The 19,593-nt window shown below is 71.5% G+C and carries 20 protein-coding genes and 2 pseudogenes; 12 read left to right on the top strand and 10 right to left on the bottom strand.

The features are described from left to right. Positions 1–161 precede the first annotated feature (161 nt). Both ACFYZE_RS09950 and ACFYZE_RS09945 read left to right on the top strand, forming a co-directional pair. A complete protein-coding gene (locus ACFYZE_RS09950) occupies positions 162–539 on the top strand; it encodes a F0F1 ATP synthase subunit epsilon (RefSeq protein WP_388990714.1) in 378 nt (125 codons plus the stop codon). Positions 540–697: 158 nt separating this feature from the next. Next, a complete protein-coding gene (locus tag ACFYZE_RS09945) occupies positions 698–1,144 on the top strand; it encodes a DUF2550 domain-containing protein (protein WP_388990712.1) in 447 nt (148 codons plus the stop codon). Between the two features lie 68 nt (positions 1,145–1,212). On the opposite strand, the gene ACFYZE_RS09940 is transcribed toward ACFYZE_RS09945, so the two are convergent. The 3 genes from ACFYZE_RS09940 to ACFYZE_RS09930 all read right to left on the bottom strand — a co-directional run bounded on the left by ACFYZE_RS09940 (position 1,213) and on the right by ACFYZE_RS09930 (position 4,982). After that, positions 1,213–3,042, bottom strand: a complete 1,830-nt coding sequence (locus ACFYZE_RS09940) for a glycosyl hydrolase family 18 protein (protein ID WP_388990711.1) — start codon at positions 3,040–3,042, stop codon at positions 1,213–1,215. Between the two features lie 129 nt (positions 3,043–3,171). Continuing rightward, positions 3,172–3,813: a response regulator gene (locus ACFYZE_RS09935; RefSeq protein ID WP_388990709.1), complete on the bottom strand. Its 642-nt coding sequence runs from the start codon at positions 3,811–3,813 to the stop codon at positions 3,172–3,174. Next, complete coding sequence (locus tag ACFYZE_RS09930) at positions 3,810–4,982, bottom strand: sensor histidine kinase (RefSeq protein WP_388990708.1); 1,173 nt, start codon at positions 4,980–4,982, stop codon at positions 3,810–3,812. The genes ACFYZE_RS09935 and ACFYZE_RS09930 overlap by 4 nt, the downstream gene beginning before the upstream one ends. A 184-nt stretch (positions 4,983–5,166) precedes the next feature. Between ACFYZE_RS09930 and ACFYZE_RS09925 the strand changes: the two genes are divergently transcribed. From ACFYZE_RS09925 to ACFYZE_RS09910, 4 genes are read left to right on the top strand one after another with little or no spacing between them, the layout of a single operon-like run. Continuing rightward, on the top strand, positions 5,167–5,856 hold the full coding sequence (locus ACFYZE_RS09925) for a response regulator transcription factor (protein WP_388990706.1): 690 nt from the start codon (positions 5,167–5,169) through the stop codon (positions 5,854–5,856). Further along, positions 5,853–7,316, top strand: coding sequence for a sensor histidine kinase (locus tag ACFYZE_RS09920; RefSeq protein WP_388990704.1), 1,464 nt, complete (start codon positions 5,853–5,855; stop codon positions 7,314–7,316). The genes ACFYZE_RS09925 and ACFYZE_RS09920 overlap by 4 nt, the downstream gene beginning before the upstream one ends. Positions 7,317–7,366: 50 nt before the next feature. Further along, complete coding sequence (locus ACFYZE_RS09915; protein ID WP_388990702.1) at positions 7,367–7,792, top strand: hypothetical protein; 426 nt, start codon at positions 7,367–7,369, stop codon at positions 7,790–7,792. Then, positions 7,792–8,025 (top strand): hypothetical protein, encoded by a 234-nt coding sequence (locus ACFYZE_RS09910; RefSeq protein ID WP_388990700.1) that lies wholly within the window; start codon positions 7,792–7,794, stop codon positions 8,023–8,025. Before ACFYZE_RS09915 ends, ACFYZE_RS09910 begins: the two co-directional genes overlap by 1 nt. Positions 8,026–8,077: 52 nt before the next feature. On the opposite strand, the gene ACFYZE_RS09905 is transcribed toward ACFYZE_RS09910, so the two are convergent. Both ACFYZE_RS09905 and ACFYZE_RS09900 read right to left on the bottom strand, forming a co-directional pair. Beyond that, a complete protein-coding gene (locus ACFYZE_RS09905) occupies positions 8,078–8,650 on the bottom strand; it encodes a cob(I)yrinic acid a,c-diamide adenosyltransferase (protein ID WP_388990698.1) in 573 nt (190 codons plus the stop codon). Positions 8,651–8,663: 13 nt separating this feature from the next. Further along, a pseudogene (locus ACFYZE_RS09900) lies at positions 8,664–8,949 on the bottom strand (ABC transporter permease); the annotation flags it as partial. An 18-nt stretch (positions 8,950–8,967) separates the two neighbouring features. Between ACFYZE_RS09900 and ACFYZE_RS09895 the strand changes: the two are divergent. The 4 genes and pseudogenes from ACFYZE_RS09895 to ACFYZE_RS09880 form a co-directional block, all read left to right on the top strand. Beyond that, a pseudogene (locus ACFYZE_RS09895) lies at positions 8,968–9,258 on the top strand (TetR/AcrR family transcriptional regulator); the annotation flags it as partial. A gap of 122 nt (positions 9,259–9,380) precedes the next feature. Beyond that, positions 9,381–10,229, top strand: coding sequence for a 3-hydroxyacyl-CoA dehydrogenase family protein (locus ACFYZE_RS09890; protein ID WP_388990696.1), 849 nt, complete (start codon positions 9,381–9,383; stop codon positions 10,227–10,229). Positions 10,230–10,374: 145 nt separating this feature from the next. Then, positions 10,375–10,698 (top strand): STAS domain-containing protein, encoded by a 324-nt coding sequence (locus ACFYZE_RS09885; protein WP_388990694.1) that lies wholly within the window; start codon positions 10,375–10,377, stop codon positions 10,696–10,698. Positions 10,699–10,988: 290 nt separating this feature from the next. Then, positions 10,989–13,457 (top strand): ATP-binding protein, encoded by a 2,469-nt coding sequence (locus tag ACFYZE_RS09880; RefSeq protein ID WP_388990692.1) that lies wholly within the window; start codon positions 10,989–10,991, stop codon positions 13,455–13,457. Between the two features lie 66 nt (positions 13,458–13,523). On the opposite strand, the gene nucS is transcribed toward ACFYZE_RS09880, so the two are convergent. Then, positions 13,524–14,195 (bottom strand): endonuclease NucS, encoded by a 672-nt coding sequence (gene nucS, locus ACFYZE_RS09875; RefSeq protein ID WP_388990690.1) that lies wholly within the window; start codon positions 14,193–14,195, stop codon positions 13,524–13,526. A 281-nt stretch (positions 14,196–14,476) separates the two neighbouring features. On the opposite strand from nucS, the gene ACFYZE_RS09870 reads away from it, so the two are divergent. Next, positions 14,477–14,869: an SCO5389 family protein gene (locus tag ACFYZE_RS09870; protein WP_263232122.1), complete on the top strand. Its 393-nt coding sequence runs from the start codon at positions 14,477–14,479 to the stop codon at positions 14,867–14,869. 121 nt (positions 14,870–14,990) lie between these two features. Here the strand turns inward: ACFYZE_RS09870 and ACFYZE_RS09865 are convergent, their stop codons facing one another. Then, positions 14,991–16,019 carry an LLM class flavin-dependent oxidoreductase gene (locus tag ACFYZE_RS09865; protein WP_388990688.1) on the bottom strand — a complete coding sequence of 343 codons (1,029 nt, stop codon included), beginning with the start codon at positions 16,017–16,019 and terminating at the stop codon, positions 14,991–14,993. 221 nt (positions 16,020–16,240) lie between these two features. Here ACFYZE_RS09865 and ACFYZE_RS09860 point away from each other — a divergent pair, with 221 nt between their 5' ends. After that, positions 16,241–16,570 carry an ATP/GTP-binding protein gene (locus ACFYZE_RS09860; protein ID WP_388990686.1) on the top strand — a complete coding sequence of 110 codons (330 nt, stop codon included), beginning with the start codon at positions 16,241–16,243 and terminating at the stop codon, positions 16,568–16,570. A gap of 17 nt (positions 16,571–16,587) precedes the next feature. On the opposite strand, the gene ACFYZE_RS09855 is transcribed toward ACFYZE_RS09860, so the two are convergent. The 3 genes from ACFYZE_RS09855 to ACFYZE_RS09845 form a co-directional block, all read right to left on the bottom strand. Continuing rightward, on the bottom strand, positions 16,588–17,457 hold the full coding sequence (locus ACFYZE_RS09855) for an ABC transporter permease subunit (protein WP_388990684.1): 870 nt from the start codon (positions 17,455–17,457) through the stop codon (positions 16,588–16,590). Next, positions 17,454–18,692 (bottom strand): ABC transporter ATP-binding protein, encoded by a 1,239-nt coding sequence (locus tag ACFYZE_RS09850; protein ID WP_388990682.1) that lies wholly within the window; start codon positions 18,690–18,692, stop codon positions 17,454–17,456. The genes ACFYZE_RS09855 and ACFYZE_RS09850 overlap by 4 nt, the downstream gene beginning before the upstream one ends. 112 nt (positions 18,693–18,804) lie before the next feature. Beyond that, positions 18,805–19,593 carry an ABC transporter permease subunit gene (locus tag ACFYZE_RS09845; protein ID WP_388990680.1) on the bottom strand — a complete coding sequence of 263 codons (789 nt, stop codon included), beginning with the start codon at positions 19,591–19,593 and terminating at the stop codon, positions 18,805–18,807.

Here is a 19,593-nt window from a genome sequence, read left to right as displayed (position 1 = left end):
GGGCTCGAACCGGGCCCGCCACGGGTACCGCCTCTTGGTGAGAGGGGTGGAGAAGCGTCTCGCGGCTTGCACCGCGGGGTGCGGTCCGCCCCTCTCCGTACGCCTACTAGAATTCAGACCAACACCCGGCGACCGCCGGGTGGTGACCCGAGGAGCCACCCTTGGCTGCTGAGCTGCATGTCGAGCTGGTCGCTGCCGACCGCCAGGTCTGGTCCGGCGAGGCCACCCTGGTCGTCGCGCGCACCACGTCCGGCGACATCGGCGTCATGCCCGGTCACCAGCCGCTGCTCGGTGTGCTGGAGTCGGGCCCGGTGACCATCCGTACGAGTGAAGGTGGAACGGTCGTCGCCGCGGTGCACGGCGGTTTCATCTCGTTCGCGGACAACAAGCTGTCCCTGCTGGCCGAGGTCGCCGAGCTGTCGGACGAGATCGACGTCCAGCGTGTCGAGCGGGAGCTCGAGCGCGCGAAGGCGGAGGACGACGCCGTCGCCGAGCGGCGCGCGGATGTCCGCCTGCGGGCGGCGCAGGCGGCGCGCTGACTGGGGGTACCTCCCAGGCCGTCTAGGCTCTGGGGGAGCGCTTGCTGTGACGTGACTCAGCCGCGGTCGGCCCGGAGTGATCCGGTGCCGGCCGCGGCTGAGGCAAATCCGGGTGTTTTTTCCGTTCCGTTACCTAGGAGACGAGGAGGTCGGTGTCGATGGTCCTCGCTCTGGGCGTGTGCGGAGTGGTCGTGGCACTCGTACTGGTGGGGCTGTTCGTCTTCGGTCTCAGGCGCCGCCTCATCCAGCGCTCCGGCGGCACCTTCGACTGCAGCCTGAGGTGGAACGTCCCGGAGGAGCCCGACACCAGCGGCAAGGGCTGGGGATACGGCGTCGCCCGTTACAACGGCGACCGCATCGAATGGTTCCGCGTCTTCTCCTACGCCCCGCGCCCGCGCCGTGTCCTGGAGCGCTCGGCGATCGAGGTGGCCGGCCGGCGCGACCCCGAGGGCGAGGAGGAACTGGCGCTGCTCTCCGACGCGGTGGTCCTCGCCTGTCGCCACCGGGGCACCCGTCTGGAACTTGCGATGAGCGAGGACGCGCTGACCGGTTTCCTGGCGTGGCTGGAAGCCGCGCCTCCCGGACAACGAGTGAATGTGGCGTAACGCCATTCACCCTCCCTCGAACGAAGTCCGGGGGAGGGTGAATGCCGTCCGACACCCTTCGATCAGGCTTACGACAGCCCGTTGCTGAGGGCGCTCACCAGCTCACCGTTGCCGGTGTCGCCGCTGAACTCCCAGAAGAAGGCGCCGCCGAGACCCTGGTTCTTGGCCCATGCCATCTTCGTCCCGATGGTGGCCGGAGTGTCGTACGACCACCAGTTGCTGCCGCAGTGCGCGTATGCCGTCCCCGCGACGGTGCCGGTGGCCGGGCAGGACGTCTTGAGCACCTTGTAGTCCTCGATGCCCTGCTCGTACGTGCCGGACGCCGGGCCCGTGGCCGTGCCGCCCGGTGCGTCCTGGGTGACGCCGGTCCAGCCGCGGCCGTAGAAGCCGATGCCGATGAGCAGCTTCTTCGCGGGCACCCCGATCGCCTTGTACTTGGCGATCGCGTCGGCCGTGGTGAAACCGGCCTTCGGGATGCCGCTGTAGGAGGTGAGCGGGGAGTGCGGGGCCGTGGGGCCCTGCGCGTCCCAGGCGCCGAAGAAGTCGTACGTCATCACGTTGTACCAGTTGACGTAACTCGCGGCGCCCGCGTAGTCGGCGGCCTCGATCTTGCCGCCGGAGGAGCCGTCGGCGGTGACGGCCGCGGTGACCAGGGCGGAGGAGCCGAACTTGGCGCGCAGCGCGGCCATCACGTTCTTGAAGGCCGCAGCGCCGCTGGTGTCGCAGGACAGGCCGCAGGCGTTCGGGTACTCCCAGTCGATGTCGATGCCGTCGAACACGTCGGCCCAACGCGGGTCGTGCACCAGGTCGTAGCAGGACTGGGCGAAGCCCGCCGGGTCCTTGGCCGCGTCCGCGAAGCCGCCGGACCAGGTCCAGCCGCCGAAGGACCACAGCACCTTCAGGTTCGGGTACTTGGCCTTGAGCTCCCGCAGCTGGTTGAAGTTGCCGCGCAGTGGCTGGTCCCAGGTGTCGGCGACGCCGCTGACGGACTGGTCGGCGGTGAACGCCTTGTCGTAGTCGGCGTAGGAGTCGCCGATCGCGCACTTGCCGCCGGTGACGTTGCCGAAGGCGTAGTTGATGTGCGTGATCCTGGACGCGGACCCGGACGTCACCAGGTTCTTGACGTTGTAGTTCCGGCCGTAGATGCCCCACTCGGTGAAGTAGCCGAGCTTGACCTTGTCGCCGGTGGTCGGGGGAGTGGTGGTGCCGCCGGTGGTGTGCACGGCGACGGCGCCGCTGACCGGGCCGGTCTGGTCGGCGGTGTCACGGGCCTGGAGGGTGTAGGAGTAGTCGGAGCCGGCGGTCAGGCCGGTGTCCGTGTACGAGGTGGCCGTCACGGTGGCGACGGTCCTGCCGTCGCGCAGGACGTCGTAGTTCTTGACGCCCTTGTCGTCGGTGGCCGCGCTCCAGCTGAGCTTCACCGAGGTGTCGGTGATGCTCGAGGCGGTGGGGGTGCCGGGTGCGGAGGGCGGGTTGTCGCCGGGGACGGTCGTGCCGCCGTCGCAGCTGCCGCCGTTGAGTTTGCAGTTGGACGGTGAGCCGGAGCCGCTGCCGTTGAAGCCGAAGGAGACGGAGGCACCGGGGGCCAGCGTGCCGTTGTACGACTTGTTCCTGGCCGTCCAGTGGGTGCCGGAGCTGGTGACGTCCGCGTCCCACGCCGAGGTGACGGACGTGCCGGAGGGGAAGTCCCACTCGACGGTCCAGGAGGTGATGGTCGTGGAACCGGTGTTCTGCACCGTCCACTTGCCTTCGAAGCCGGTGCCCCAGTCCTGCGTCTTGGCATAGGTGGCGGTGGCGGTCGAGGCGGCCTGGGCGGGGCCTGCGGCGAGTCCGACGAGCCCGGCCAGCGGGAGCAACAGGGTCGCGAACCCTGCCGCGGCTCTGTGTCTGAAGCGCATGCTGCGCCTCCCTGTCTTGGGGATGGGGAGTTGGGGGGCATGACTGAGCCTTCACGCCCACGGTGCCGCGAGAATAGAAAGGTCTGGACCAGAGGTCAATAGGTCTGGACCACTGCGCGGGTTGGTGTGCTAGATCCCCAATTCCTGTGCCAGGACGGCCGCTTGGACCCGGCTGCGCAGCTCCAGCTTGCCGAGGACACGACTGACGTGGGTCTTCACGGTGGCCTCGGCCATGTTCAGGCGCCCCGCGATCTCGGCGTTGGACAGTCCCTCACCGAGGCACGACAGGACGTCGCGCTCGCGCCGGGTGAGGGCGTCCAGGACGGCCGGATCGGCCTTGGGCTCCCGCGCCGACCCCGCGGCGAACTCCGCGATCAGCCGCCGTGTCACCGCCGGGGCGATCAGCCCCTCGCCGCGCGCCACCGTCCGTACGGCTTCGATGAGGTCCCTCGCCTCCGTGTTCTTCAGCAGGAACCCGGACGCGCCCGCCCGCAGAGCGCCGAAGACGTACTCGTCCAGGTCGAAGGTGGTCAGGACGAGGACGTCGGCGAGTTGCTCCTGGACGACCTGCCGGGTCGCCGACACCCCGTCGAGCTTCGGCATCTGGACGTCCATCAGGACCACATCCGGCCGTAGTTCCCGGGCGAGCGCCACCGCCTGCTCGCCGTCCGCGGCCTCCCCGGCCACCTCGATGCCGGGCGCGCTGCGCAGGATGAGCACCAGTCCGGCGCGTACGGCGGACTGGTCCTCGGCGACCAGGACGCGGATCATGCGGGATCTCCTTCGGTGACGGGCAGGACGGCGCGTACGGTCCACCAGGGACCGTCGGGTCCGGCCGCGAACGTGCCGCCCAGCAGCGCGACGCGCTCCCGCATCCCGGTGAGCCCGGCACCGGAGCCGGGGGCGCGCGGACCGTCCCCATGGCCGTAGGGGCTGGTCACGCGTATGTCGAGCATGCCGTCGCGCCGGGTCAGACACACGGTGACCCGGCCCGGGCGCGCGTGCTTGAGGGCGTTGGTCAGTGACTCCTGGACGATCCGGTAGGCGGCCAGTTCCACCGGCGCGGGCACCTTCTCGCGGCCGGCGTCGAGCGTGACGTCCAGTCCGTTCGCCCGGGCGGTGCCCACCAGGGCGGAGAGCCCGTCGAGGGTGGGGGTGGCGGCGGGTGCGCTGTCGGCGTCGCCGTCGCGCAGGATGCCGATCAGCCGCCGCATCTCCTCCAGCCCTGCCACGCTGTTCTCACGGATGACGGCGAGGGCCTCGCGGGAGGTCGCCGGGTCGTCGAGGGAGAGCGCGGCCGTGGAGTGAATGGCGATCGCGGACAGGTGGTTGGCCACCACGTCGTGCAACTCCCGTGCCACCCGCGCACGTTCGGCGGTGACGGCCTGGGCACGGTCCATCTCGGCGAGCAGGGCCGTCTGTTCGGCACGCAGACGGGCCGCCTCGGCGGCGTCGCGGTGGTCGCGGACGACCCACCCGGTGGCGGCGGGCGCGAGGGCGACCACGCCGACACCGACGCCGATCAGCAGGGTCTGGGGGACGCGCCAGACGGCGAGGGGGACGAGAGCACTGGTGACGGTGAGGAGCCCCGTGACCCACGGCAGGCGGCGGGCGGATGCAGGGGTGCCGTAGAGGACGGCCGCGTACATCAGGTCCGTGAACATCACGACGGTGACCAGGTTGCCCCGGGTCACCGTGTCGGCGACCAGTGCGGCGGTGCCGATCAGCAGGGCAGCCTTGGGCCGGGTACGGCGCAGCAGCTCGCAGCCGGCGGTGACGACGAGAGGCACGAGCGGCGCCCAGCGGGCCGGCCAGAGCACGACTGCTTCCTGCGGCCCCCGGGGGCTGAGCCCGATGCCCCACAGCAGCAGGCCACCGAGCAGCCCGCCGACCGCGATGCGCATGTCGTCACGGTGCGGGCGGGGGAGTCGTACGGGCATGGGTCCATCCAACAGGGGCCGGCGGCCGCCCGCGTGGTTCCCCGGAAGGGTCCCGGACTGCATCTTTCGGTGTACGGCGACCTCGTCACGTCGACTCTGAAGCCGGCAGCGCCCGGACACCGCTGCCATCGGTCCGACGCCGCGCCGTACGCTGACCCGGCGACAGGCGGTCCAGGGAGGGCGTATGAGCGACGCGGTCGGGGCGGTACTGGTCGTGGACGACGACGCGGCCATCCGGCGCTCGCTCGAGCGCGGCCTCAGGCTGAGCGGTTTCCGGGTGCGGACCGCCGAGGGCGGGGCCGAGGCGCTCGCCGTCATCCGGGACGCACCGCCCGACGTGCTCGTCCTCGATGTGTCGATGCCCGGTATGAGCGGCATCGAGGTGTGCACCCGGCTCCGCGACGACGGCCAGGACCTGCCCGTCCTCATGCTCTCCGCACTCGACGAGACCGCGGACCGCATAGCCGGCCTCCAGGCGGGCGGCGACGACTACCTCGTCAAACCCTTCGCCCTGCAGGAACTCGTCCTCAGGCTGCGCGCACTGCTGCGCCGCCGCCCGCCCGCCGACCGGGACGTGCTGTGCGTGGCCGGCCTGGTGATCGACCCGGCGGCCCGCACCGCCCACCGCGACGGCCGGCCCCTGGAGCTGACCCGGCGCGAGTTCGAACTCCTCGAGGTGCTCGCCCGCAACGCCGGCCTCGTCCTCACCCGCGACCAGCTCCTGGAACGCGTATGGGGCTACGACTTCGACGTCCGCACCGACGCCGTCGACACCTTCGTCAGCTATCTGCGGCGCAAGCTGGAGGCGGAGGGGCGGCCACGGCTGATCCACACCGTGCGCGGGGTGGGCTTCGTGCTGAGGGAACAGCCGTGAGACTGTCCACCCGCATCGGACTCGCCGTGGGACTCACCGTCCCGCTCCTCGTGCTGGCCTCCGGCTGGCTGCTGCTGCGCCTGGTCGCACGCGACCTGCACCAGGAGGAGGACCGCCATCTGCGCACCCGGGCCGCCGCCGTCGCCCCGGACGCGCGTTCCCTGCTGCGCGCGGCCGCCACCGGCCGGCCCAAGGCCGCCGACACCCGGGAACGCCGGCTCTACACCGCCGCCCTCGACGTCGGAGTACGCGTCGTCGGACCGGACGCCACCTTCAGCGGCGGGCCCCAGCCCGGCACCTCCGTCGCCCTGCCGGCCGAGGCCACCGAGCCGGTCACCGTCCGGGACGCCGGGCGCAGTTGGCGCGCCCTGTCCAAGCCGATCGTGGGCCCCCAGGTCTCCGGCACCCTGTGGGTCTTCCAGCCCGACACCGCCGACCGCACCCAACTCCGCCTCGTCCGGCACCGCGTCGCCATGACCGCCCTGCTCGCCGCGCCCCTGTCCGGCCTGCTCGCCTGGGGCCTCGCCACCGGCGCCACCGGCCCGCTGCGCCGCCTCGGCCGCCGCACCGCGGGCCTCGACCCGCGCACCAGCACCGCCCGGCTGCGCCACGAGCCGACCGGCGTGAAGGAGGTCGACGAACTCGCGGCCACCCTGCGCACGGTCCTCGCCCGCTACGACGAACAGGCCGCCCGAACCGCCGAGGCGCTGGACACCGCCCGCTCCTTCTCCGCCGCCGCCTCGCACGAACTGCGCACCCCGCTGATGAGCATGGGCACCAACCTCGACATCCTCGCCGACCACCCCGACCTGCCCGAGCCGGACCGCACCGAGGTCCTCACCGACCTGCGCCGTGAGCACGCAAGGCTCCTCGGGCTGCTGGTGATGCTGCGCGAGCTGGGGCGGGGGGACCTGGTGGAGGCGGAGGCGTTCCGCACGGTCGACGTGACGGAGGCCGCGGACGCGGCGGTCGCCGAGGCGCAACGCCGCGCCCCGGACGCCCGCATCACGTCGAGCACGCAGCCGGGGCTCACCGTGCACGGCTGGGAACCCGGACTGCGGCTGCTGCTCGACAACCTGCTCGCCAACGCGCTGGCCCACGGACGGAACGGACAGGGCAGGGCGATCGTGACGGTCGGCGTGCGCGAAGACGGTCGGGAGGTGGTGATCACGGTGGACGACCAGGGGCCCGGAGTCCCGCCCGAGTCCCGCGCCCGGATCTTCGAGCGGTTCCGGCGGGGGCCGGACAGTGCCGGCTCCGGGCTCGGCCTGACTCTGGTCGCGCAGCAGGCGGCGCTGCACCGGGGGAGCGTCACGGTGACGGACGGCCCGGACGGCGCGGGGGCTCGCTTCGAGGTACGGCTGCCCAGGGCGGGCGGGGCGCTGCCCGAACGGCGGGACTGGCTGATCGGTACAGCAGGGACAAACCGGTCACAGAGTTCCCACAAAGACGGCTTCTAGCCTCCGCGGCGTCGGACGGACGACGGTGCCGTCCGGGAACGGAGGAGGACATGGACGTACGACGACGCCGGCGCACCCTGCTCGCGGGTCTGGCCACGGCCGTGCTGCTGGTGAGCGGTACGGGGGCGGCCGTGGCGGAGACGTCACCCACGCCCGCGCCCACCGCCACGGCCAAGGCGGCGCCCAAGGGTGACGGGGCGAAGGCGCTGTGCAAGCGGGTGCCGAAGATCGACCGGCGCATCGACCGGGCGCTGAAGCGGCTGGAGGGCGGAGCGGGGGTCAAGGGCTCCATCGCCCGGCTGCAGCAGCGCGTGGACAACGCGAAGAAAGCGGGCCACGAGGAGATCGCGACCTATCTCCAGGACCGGCTCACCTTCCGCAAGTCTCTGGTGACCACGCTGCAGCAGCGGCAGAAGGACCTGGCCGCGGTCAAGACGTGGTGCGCGGACAACGACAACGGCAAGGCGGCGAGCTGATGCGTCGCGCGCTTCGGGCGGCCGTCCCCGCGGTGGTCCTGCTCGCGGGTCTCACCGCGGGCTGCGCACGGGACCACGGCACGGCGGCCACGCCGGCGTCGGCCGGTGGCCCGTCAGCGACACCGTCCGCCGCCCTGTCCGGGTTCGCGGACATGCAGAAGAAGGTGGACGCCGCCGAGTCCGCCGCCTCGGCGGCCGACCGGGACGCGGCCCAGGACGGCACCGGCCGCTGACCGGGCCGGGGAGCGCGCCCCGTGGCTCAGCGCTGGCAACGCGCCCCGTGGCTCAGCGCTCCCCGCCCGGCACCCACAGCACGTCCCCGGTCTCCTTGTTCGCGTACCGGGCGAGAATGAACAGCAGGTCCGAGAGCCGGTTGAGATACGTGGCCGTCAGGGGGTTCATCACCTCGCCGTGGACCTCCAGCGCCGCCCACGTGGAGCGCTCGGCGCGCCGTACGACCGTGCACGCCTGGTGCAGCAGGGCCGCGCCGGGGGTCCCGCCGGGCAGGATGAACGAGCGCAGCTTCTCCAGGTCGGCCAGGAAACGGTCGCAGTCCGCCTCCAGCCGGTCGACGTAGAACTGCTCCACCCTCAGCGGCGCGAACTCCGGGTTCTCGGCCACCGGCGTCGACAGGTCCGCGCCCACGTCGAACAGGTCGTTCTGCACGCGGGTGAGGACCTTGACGACCTCCTCGTCGAGATCGCCCAGCGCGATCGCGGTGCCGATCACCGCGTTCGCCTCGTTGGCGTCCGCGTACGCGGCGATCCGCAGGTCGGTCTTCGGCACCCGGCTCATGTCGCCGAGGTGCGTGGTGCCCTTGTCGCCGGTCCGCGTGTAGATGCGCGTGAGATTGACCATGCGACCAGCGTAGTTACGCTCCGGCCGTCCGGAACACCCGTGTGCCCACCGTCACGGCGAGCGCCGTGAGGCCGACTGCGACCAAGGCGCCGTAGAGCATGTGCGCCGTCGCCCAGGAGCCGGCGTACGCGTCCCGCACCGCGTCCACCAGACGGCGGAACGGCATGAAGTGGGAGAGCACGTCCAGCCGGCCGGGGCCAGGGGCATCGGTGCGAGACCGTGAGCAGCGCGGCGGACGCGAAGCCGACCAGGACGCCGGGCAGCGGGGCCCTGAGGCCGATCGCCACCGCCGCGAGGACCGGCACTTCCCCGCGAAGGGGGAGTCGGCCGCCGCTCCCGTCCTGCGCGAACTGCGTGACGAGTTCACGGCGGTGTCGTCGCGATTGGGGCTGATGGAGGGATACGACTGCTTCATGAGGGTCATTCACGGCGTCCGGGCTCTCCGGTCGTGCCTGTGGGCCATCGGTCAGGAGGTCCTCGACAACCGGGAGATGACTACCGGGCGCAACCCGGACGAAGTGTCACACGGGGTGCGCCTGCTTCTCGACGAGATGGAGGAGCTGTTGAGCGAGAAGGTGCTCAAGTACGCCGTCCATGCCCCGGAATGACCCGTGCCGGTGTGACGTCCGTCATTTGAGACGTGACGCGCGTTACTAACCGGTCACACCGGCCCTCACGGGCGCTAGTGTCCGGCCGAGAGGCATAAAAGGCGCGTCAGGGGAGTCGCACAGTGGCACGGAAGCTTGCCGTCATCGGGGCCGGACTGATGGGTTCCGGTATTGCCCAGGTATCGGCCCAGGCCGGCTGGGACGTCGTCCTCAGGGACGTCACGGACGAGGCGCTGAACCGTGGCACGGACGCCATCAAGGCGTCGTACGACAAGTTCGTGAGCAAGGGCAGGCTGGAGGCGCACGACGCCGACGCGGCGCTCGCCCGCATCACGGCGACCACCGATCTCGACGCCGCCGCCGACGCGGACGTCGTCATCGAGGCCGTCTTCGAGAAGCTCGAGGTCAAGCACGAGATCTTCCGGACGCTCGACAAGCTCGTACGCGAGGACACCGTGCTCGCGTCCAACACCTCCGCCATCCCGATCACCAAGATCGCGGCGGCCACCGAGCACCCGGAGCGCGTCGTCGGCGTGCACTTCTTCTCGCCGGTTCCGATGATGCAGCTCGTCGAACTCGTCCGCGGCTACAAGACGAGCGACCAAACCCTGGCCACCGCCCGCGAGTTCGCGGAGTCCGTCGGCAAGACCTGTATCGTCGTCAACCGCGACGTCGCCGGTTTCGTGACGACCCGTCTCATCTCGGCACTCGTCGTCGAGGCCACCAAGCTGTACGAATCGGGCGTGGCCACCGCCGAGGACATCGACCTCGCCTGCAAGCTGGGCTTCGGCCACGCCATGGGACCCCTGGCCACCGCCGACCTCACCGGCGTCGACATCCTGCTGCACGCCACCAGCAACATCTACACCGAGACCCAGGACGAGAAGTTCGCTCCGCCCGAGCTGATGCGCCGGATGGTTGACGCGGGTGACATCGGCCGCAAGAGCGGGCAGGGCTTTTACACGTACTGACACCGGGGGCCCACTCCGGGCTCACCCTCCCGGGTGAATTCGGTATCGGTTCGCCAACGATCGGCAACCTGGCCGCTCTCCAGGCAGTCAGACGTTGCACAACCACAACGCGGAGTACACAGCGACGCACTCTCGGGGAGCGCATATGCACATCAGGGGCGACCACGCCGAGCTGGTCGTCGGGGGCCGCCTCGACGTCCACAGCGCGGCGGACGCCCGTACGGTCCTGCACTCGGCCGTCGACGACGGCGTCGGCGACCTGGTGCTCGACCTGTCCGAACTGGACTCCTGGGACGCCACCGGGCTCGGGGTGATCATGGGTGCCCACCGGCGGGCCGGGCGGTGCGGCCGACGGCTGGTGCTGCGCGGTGTACCGCTGCAGATGCAGCGCCTGCTGGTGGCCACCCGGCTGCACCGGATCCTGGCCATCGAGGGCGGCATCGGGGTGGAGTCACTGCCCCGGGTCTGACCGGGCGGTGACCCGACTGCACGGGTTTCGCCCGGGCGACACGGGTGACCCGGAGACCGGCCCCCAGGGGTGAACGCCGACGAAACGTGCGTCGCGCGCAATCCTCACGAGACTGTGACGTCTCGGACGGCCCGGTACCCCGGCCTGTCGGAGATACTGACCGAAGGTTTAGGGTTCGGCTGCCCGCCGCCCTCAGGCCCTCGAGCGGGCACCGGACCAGAAGCGACAGGCAGTGTGCGGCAAGGCCGGGAGGGGCTCAGGCACACGACGCTTTTGGGGGGCTTGGAGCTATGGACCCGAACAACCCGGGACCCGAGCAGTACGGCCGGGACGGCGCTGGTGACGCGCCGGGCCGACGACCGCCGCGGGACCCCATGACACCCGACTTCGGGCAGCCGGCACCGGCACTCGCCCGTACTGTCCGGCTCGTGACGGGCGACTTCCTGCTCACCGTCAACCCTGTCGACGGCAGCGAGATCGAGGTCTGCCCGCCCGGGGAGCGTCCCGCGCGCCCGGCCAGGTACACCGCCGACGAGCGCAGCGGCCGCGAGCGCGCCACCAGGCCGCCCGTACCGGCCGGGCCCTCGTCGGCACGGCTGCCGCTGCTCGAGCGCCAGGAGGAGCGCGAGCGGCTGGTGCGGCTGCTCGCCCGCGGCCGCTCGGTCCGGCTCACCGGACCCTCCGGTTCCGGCCGCACCACGCTTCTCGACGTGGTCGCCGAGGACTGCTCGGATCTCGCGCCGGACGGCGTCGTACGCCTGACCGGCTACCGGCGCAGTGCCGGAGATCTGCTGTACGACCTCTTCGCCGCCGTCCACAAGGCGCCTCGGCACCGGCCCGACCGGGAGGAGCTGCTCGGGTACGTCCGCGAGATCGGCGCCGTCGTCGTCCTGGACGACCTGGAGTTCGGTGGCAGCGCGCTCGACGAGCTGCTGGACGCCACACCCGAGTGCGCGTTCCTGCTCGCCGCCACCCCCGACGTGCCCGCGCCCTCCGCCGACTCGCACGTGGAGGAGGTGTTCCTCGGCGGACTCGCCCGCGCCGGGGGCCTGGAACTCCTCGAACACGCCGTCGGTCGCGACCTCACCGAGGAGGAGGCGAACTGGGCGGGCGACCTGTGGTTCGAGTCCGAGGGGCTGCCGCTGCGCTTCGTGCAGGCGGGGGCGCTGCTCAGGCAGCGCGACCGGCAGCGGGCCGACGAGGACGCCGTCGACGAGTTCGGCGTCTTCCAGGACGTCGACGTCCCCGTCGACGCGCCCTTCGACGCCGAGGACGGCGGTGACGTCCCGCTGCCGTCGCTCGCCGAGGCCGCCGCGCCCGCCCCGCTGCTCGCCTCCCGGCTCAGCGCCTCGGCGCGCGAGACGCTGAAGTTCGCGGTCGCGCTCGGCGGGGAGGTGCCGCACCAGACGCATCTGCCGGCCCTCGTCGACGACACCCACGCGGACGCGGCGCTCGCCGAACTCGTCGGCTGCGCCCTCGTCTCCCCGGTCGGCTCCCGCTACCGGCTCGCGGCCGGAGTGCTGACCCAGCTGGAGGCCGCCGGATACGCGACCGGCGCGGAGGAATACGCGCTCAAGGCCGCCCAGCACTACTCCTGGTGGGCCGGGCACCCCTCGGTCACACCCGAGAGGGTCTCCGCGGAGGCCGACGCCGTACTGGCCGCGCTGAGCGCCCTCGTGCCCGTCACCTCCCCGCCCGCCGAGGGCGAGCACAGCGCAGCGGTCCTCCTGGCCCGGCAGGCGGCGCCCGCGTTGGCCGCGGGGCTGCACTGGAGCGCCTGGGAGCGGGCACTGCGCTCCGGGGCGGAGGCGTCCCGGCTGGCCGGTGAGGTCGGGGAGCAGGCCTACTTCCACCACGAGCTGGGCATCCTCGCGCTCTGCGGCGGACAGCTCGACCGGGCCCGGGCGGAACTGGAGGCGTCCATCGGGCTGCGCGGTGCCCTCGCCGACAAGCGCGGCACGGTCGCGGGGCGGCGCGCCCTTGCTCTGGTCGCCGACCGGTCCGGTGAGACGCCGCCCGGTGTGGAGCCGCCCGCGGAACCTACGCCGCCGACCGGCTTCCTGGTGCCCACGCCCTCCGACGACATGGGGACCCTGCTCACCCGGCAGGCTCCGGCCCGCCCGTCCGGCGGCCTGCGAGGCGTGACCAAGGGCACCCGGCGCAACCTGGTGGCCGCGGGCGCGGGCGCGGCGCTGGTCGCGGTGCTCGGCACGGTCGTGACGCTCGGCATGACGTCGAACAACGACGACAAGGCCCCAGCGGACCAGGTCCGCGTGGGCCCTTCGGCAAGCCAGGGCACGGACGGCGGAGGCTTGGGCGCGGACAAGGCGGGCGACAGCGGCTCGGGCGGCAAGGACGGTTCGGGCTCGGTGGGCGCGGCGACGGCGAAGGCTCCCACCGGGACCGGTGCCCCCGGTACTACGGGCAGCCCGACGCCGGGCAGCTCCGGTGACGTGCCGTCGGGCAACCCCACGGGTACGCACGGGTCGACTCCTTCGAAGTCGCCGTCGAAGCCGCCGTCCGCGCCGCCCACTAGGCCGTCGACGCCGCCTACGAAGCCGTCGAGCACCCCTCCGACCTCCCCAACACCCACGGAAACCGGGCCGACCACGTCCCCGTCGCCCACCGCGAGCACGCCGAGTACCTCCAACTCGGCCAGCGGCCCTTCGTCCAGCGCCCCCGCCACGACAAGCAGCTCGACAAGCGCGCCCACCACCACCGGCTCCGGCTCCCCCGGCAGCACCGGCACGGTGATGTAGGGCCCCTGGTCACAAAGAGGGCCGGGTCCGACTCACGGACCCGGCCCTTGGCCGTCGTACCGCCCGTCAGAACAAGCGCAGCTTGTCGTCCTCGATGCCCCTCAGGGCGTCGTAGTCCAGCACCGCACAGCTGATCCCGCGGTCCGTGGCAAGCACGCGGGCCTGCGGCTTGATCTCCTGGGCCGCGAAGATGCCGCGCACCGGCGCGAGGTGCGGGTCGCGGTTCAGGAGCTCCAGGTAGCGCGTGAGCTGTTCCACGCCGTCGATCTCGCCGCGCCGTTTGATCTCCACCGCCACGGTCTGCCCCTCGGCGTCCCGGCACAGGATGTCCACCGGCCCGATCGCCGTCATGTACTCGCGGCGGATCAGCGTGTAGCCCTCACCGAGGGTCTCGATGCGGTCGGCGAGCAGTTCCTGAAGGTGCGCTTCCACGCCGTCCTTGATCAGCCCCGGATCGACGCCGAGTTCGTGCGAGGAGTCGTGGAGGATCTCCTCCATCGTGATGATCAGTTTCTCGCCCGTCTTGTTGATCACGGTCCACACGCCTTCCTCGTCGCCCGAACCCTCCTTCAGCGTGCAGGGCGGCGACATCCAGTTGAGGGGCTTGTAGGCACGGTCGTCCGCGTGGATCGAGACGCTTCCGTCCGCCTTCACCAGGATCAGGCGGGGAGCGGAGGGGAGGTGGGCGGTGAGACGGCCCGCGTAGTCGACGGCGCACCGGGCAATGACGAGACGCATGGTCGCCAACGCTACTCGACGCCCCCGTCCGCACGCGATTCGACCTTGAGCGAGCCGGTCCCAGGGGCTCCTCCGTTTTTCCCGAGATGCCCCCGTTCGGCATTGGCTGGTTGTGTGCCCAGTGGGATTTCGCTGTGTTCGCATTTTCCTGGTGCCGCCATCGGCGGTTGCCTACCGTAGTGAACGGGAGGTCGCGGGGTGTGTACTCAGCGTGTTCGATATCGCGAACTCCCTTACCTGTCCATCAACCCCTGTTGTCTCGGGGTGCGAGAGGAGAACCCATGTCGCTCGACGTCTCACCGGCCCTACTCGAACAGGCCGAGCGAGGCGAGGTCGACGAAGCGGACTTCGTCGACTGCGTCCGGACCTCCCTGCCCTACGCGTGGGAGATGATCAGCTCCCTGGTGGCCCAGCTGAAGGTGGACGGCGGTGACTTCGCCGACAACCAGACGCCCCCGCCGGACGAGCAGGCACGTGGACAGCTGCTGCGCGCGCTCGCGAGCGACGCGATACGCGGCGCGTTGCAGCGGCACTTCGGAGTGCGCCTGGCGTTCCAGAACTGCCACCGAGTGGCGGTGTTCCCGCTGGACTCCTCGGTGGACGACACGCTGGCCCGCTTCACCTCGGTCCGCAGTCAGCTCCTCAACCAGTCACCGGAGCTGCGCGACTGCTGAGACCCGCAGAGTCGTACGGCTTGCCGCTCCGTACGCGGGAAGTGCGTCGGGTTCGGAGCGGCAAGCTCCCGCGTGTGTGGCAAAGCGGCAAGCTCCCGCATCCTTGACCCGCCCGGTGGGTTCAGCGGAGGTGGGGGAGTACCTCGGCGCCCAGCCTGCGGACGTTCTCCACCGTCGCCGCAAGGTCGCCGGAGCCCTCGACGAGCAGCGCGAAGCGTGTGATGCCGGTCCGCTCGGAGGTCGCCGCGAGCCGGTCGGCGCACAGTCGCGGGGTGCCCACCGGGTGCAGCCCGCAGAGCAGTTCGGTGTACGCGAGCGGGTCCCGCATTGCGCGGGCCCGCCCGTCCACCGTCACATGCGCGTCGAGCCCCTGTTTCAGCCAGCCTGGCATCGCCTTCGTCAACGCCTCGACGGCGTCGGTTCGCCGGTCGGCGATCTGGCAGACACCGGCCGAGACATGGGCGGCGCCGGCGATCGCGTCGCCGTCGACTCCGGCCGCCTGCGCGTGACTTCGCCACAGGGCGACCATGTCCGCCTTCTCCTCGTCCCCCACGTGCATGCCGAGCAGCATCGGCAGACCCCGCTCGGCCGCCAGCCGTACGCTCGCCGGCGAGGTGCAGGCGACGACGACCTCCGGGCCCTCGGTGTCCGTGAGCGACTCCGACGGGCGCGGGACGACCGGGACCTCACGGAAGGTGAATCGTTCCCCCGCGGCGGCGACGGACGGTTCGCGCAGCCAGCGCACCAGCAGATCGAGTGATTCCGGGAACCCCGTCTCGTACGCCTTCAGCCCCGCGCCGAACACCTCCAGGTCCACCCACGGTCCGCCGCGCCCCACGCCGAGCGAGAACCGCCCGCCGGAGGTGATGTGCAGCAGTGCGGCCTGCTCGCCGAGTGCGACCGGGTGCGCGGTGGGCAGGACGCTGACCGCCGTGCCGACCCGGATCCGGCGGGTGCGGCCCAGCAGGAGGGCCGCGAGCGTGATCGCCGACGGGCAGGTCCCGTACGGCACGAAGTGGTGCTCGGCCAGCCACACCGCGTCCAGGCCCGCCTCCTCGGCGGCCTCGGCCGACCGCACCGCGCGGTGCAGCGCCTCCCCCTGGCCCTGTCCCGGAAACTGGGCCGCCAGTACAAAACTTCCAACGCGCATCGCACTTCCTGCTTTCCTGGCTCCGACGCGGAGCTCCCCCACGGGGCATAACTGCCTGACATGTGCCCAAGTCACGGGTTGGTGGAGAGATTTGCGGATTGTCTGCCGAATGGGCCGATGGGAGGGGGGACCCGTGCAGTCGATGAGGGACGCGTACCCCTGTCGGCGCCGCGTACGCTGGACAGGACCCGTGCTTCCTGTATAGCCCTGTGAGGTGTCCCGTGTCCCCGCGTCGCAACCGACCCAAGGGCCCAGGCTCGTCCGGCCGGAGCGCGGACGAGGACAGGGAGCGTTACGGCGGCTGGCAGTCCACCGAGAGCTGGCAGGGCGAGGAGTGGAACGTGCGCCATGTGGCGGGCGCGAGCGCCGAGGGCAAGACCTACCGGTGCCCCGGCTGCGACCAGGTGATCTCCTCCGGCGTCCCGCACGTGGTCGCCTGGCCCGAGTTCGCGGGGGTGGACGATCGCCGGCACTGGCACAAGTCCTGCTGGAACGCGAAGGACCGCCGCACCACGCGGGTGCAGCGGTCCCGTAACGCGCCGAAGTACTGAGGCCCGAGGCCCGGGGTCTACACGTCCCGCCGCTCCAGCAGCAGCCAGGCGCCGGCGAAGGCGACGGCCGCGAGGCCGAGGACGATCCACACCGGCTCCCAGCCCGTGGGGCCGGAGCCGCCCAGGGAGTCCCCGTACAGGGCGCTGAGCTGGCTCGGGATCGAGTACTCCAGCAGGAACCTCTGCAGGTCCCGCATCGACTCCGAGAACAGGAACATCGCGATGACCAGCGGGGCGAGCACCAGGCCGATCATGATGGTGATGGCACCCGCCGAGTGCCGGATGACGGAGCCCACGAACAGCGAGAGCAGGCCGAGCAGCGCCACGTACAGGCCGATGCCGACCGTTCCCTTCAGCCATTCCATGCCGGTGGGCTGCGCCAGGCCGTAGCTCTTCAGCATGGCGGTCTGGAGGATGCCGACGAGCAGTGCGGACACCGTCGTGATCACGAACGCCACGGCGAAGAAGACGATCGCCTTCGCCAGCAGCACCCTGGTCCGGCTCGGGCACGCGGTCATGGTCGTCCGGATCATCCCGGTGCCGTACTCGGAGGCGGTGGTCAGCACGCCGAGCGTGATGATGCAGATGCTGCCGGTCAGGACTCCGCCGATCCCGAGGCCCAGCGGTGAGTTGCCCTCGAGGCGGGCATCCGACGCGGCGGCGATGGCGGCGAACAGCGTCCCGATGCCGATCATGAGGACCAGGAAGACGCCCAGCGTCCACATCGTGGAGCGCACCGACCTGATCTTCGTCCACTCCGAGGCGATGGCGTGTCCGAGGTGGGTGCGCACGACCGGGATCGGCGAGGTGTAGGAGGGGTACGCGGATCCGGGCGCCGCCTGCCAGGTGGGCGCGGCCTGCGGCATGGAGGGCTGGGGCGTGCTCATCGGGCGTCCTCGGACTTGGTCGGGTCGGCAGCGGCGGTGGCGTCGGCGGCGGGCGCCTGTGCGGGCGGGGTGGCGGGGGCCGGTGCCTGGTCCTGGGGCGCCGGCTGCGCATAGGGGTTCGGCTGCTGCCCGGCAGGCGGTGCGGCCGGGGCGGTGTACGGCCCCGTGGGCGGCTGCCCGGGCTGTCCCGGCAGGGAGAACGGCTGCCCGCCCTGCTGCGGCGGCGGGGCGTACCAGCCCGGCTGGCCCTGGCCCGGCACCGGGACCGGCGGCTGGACGCCGGGCGGCAGCGGCTGCATCAGGCCCGCCTTCTGGTCGATGCTCGAGCGGTAGTCGACGGCTCCCTGCGTCATCCGCATGTACGCCTCCTCCAGCGAGGCCTGGTGCGGCGACAGTTCCCACAGGCGTACGTCGGTGTCGTGCGCGATGTCGCTGATGCGGGGCAGCGGCAGCCCGGTGACCCGCAGCGCGCCGTCCTGCTCGGGCAGCACGTGCCCGCCCGCCTCGGTGAGCGCGGCCGTGAGCTTCTCTCGCTGCTGCGGCTCGGTGTCGGGGGTGCGGACGCGGGCGAAGTCGGCGGAGTTGGCGGAGATGAAGTCCTTGACGCTCATGTCGGCGAGCAGCTGACCGCGCCCGATCACGATCAGGTGGTCGGCGGTGAGTGCCATCTCGCTCATCAGGTGCGAGGAGACGAAGACCGTACGGCCCTCGGCCGCGAGGGACTTCATCAGGTTGCGGACCCACAGGATGCCCTCGGGGTCGAGGCCGTTGACCGGTTCGTCGAACAGCAGCACCTGAGGGTCGCCGAGAAGCGCGGCGGCGATGCCGAGCCGCTGGCCCATGCCGAGCGAGAAGCCCTTGGACCGCTTCCCGGCCACCTCCTGCAGGCCCACGACGGCCAGTACCTCGTCCACGCGGCGGGCCGGGATGCCGGAGAGCTGGGCGAGGGACAGCAGGTGGTTGCGGGCGGCCCGGCCGCCGTGCACGGCCTTGGCGTCGAGCAGGGCGCCGACATGGCGGGGCGCGTTCGGCAGTTTGCGGTACGGGTGGCCGCCGATCGTCACCGTCCCCGAGGTCGGGTTGTCCAGGCCGAGGATCATCCGCATCGTCGTCGACTTGCCCGAGCCGTTCGGCCCGAGGAAGCCGGTGACGGCTCCCGGCCGCACCTGGAAGGAGAGGTTGTACACAGCGGTCTTGTCGCCGTAGCGCTTGGTCAGGCCGACTGCCTCGATCATGCTCCGCACCCATCGCAAGGTTCAGCACAGCGGGGCGCACGCCCCCCGTAAGGGTTAGGAGGATATCGGGGCGCTGACGGTTCCGCCCAAGGGCGGGTAAAACCACCCGCGGTCAGGCGTCGCGCCGTTTCAGCAGGACGTAGCCGCCGGCGAGGGCCGCGATCACCCACAGTGCCATGATCCCGAGACCGCCCCAGGGCCCGTACGGGGTGTCGTCGCCGGCTGTGGGTACGACCTGCAGGATTCTGCTGCCGGCCTGGTCCGGCAGGAAGCGGCCGATCTTCTTCGTCGCGGAGACATGGCCCAGGATGTTCGAGATCAGGAAGAAGAACGGCATCAGGATCCCGAGGGACAGCATCGGTGAGCGCAGCATCGTGGCGACGCCCATCGAGAACACCGCGATGAGCGTCATGTACAGCCCCGCGCCGATGACCGCGCGCAGCACCCCGGGGTCGCCGATCGACGCCCGGTGCGGGCCGAGCATCGCCTGGCCGAGGAAGAAGGCGGCGAAACCGGTGACCAGGCCGACGGCGAGGGCGAGCGCGGTCGCCACCGCGATCTTTCCGGACAGGAAGGTGCCACGCTGGGGGACCGCCGCCAGCGAGGTGCGGATCATGCCGGTGCTGTACTCGTTGGACACGACCAGCACCCCGAACACGATCATCGCGAGCTGACCGAGGCTCATCCCGGCGAAGCTGATGAACGTCGGGTCGAAGGCGAGCCGCTCCCGCGGGCTCATGCTGTCGAACTCGTTGCGCGTCAGCGCCGAGATCAGCATCCCGAGGGCGACGGTGACGACCAGCGCGACGGACAGCGTCCACAGCGTGGACGCCACCGACCGGATCTTGGTCCACTCGGACCTGAGGACCTGTACGCGGACCTGGACCTCGGTGGCCGCCAT

The sequence above is a fragment of the Streptomyces sp. NPDC001796 genome, assembly GCF_042892355.1.
Taxonomy (GTDB): Bacteria; Actinomycetota; Actinomycetes; order Streptomycetales; family Streptomycetaceae; genus Streptomyces.
The sequence above is the reverse complement of the archived record's forward strand: the minus strand, read 5'-3'. Positions and strand labels throughout refer to the sequence as shown.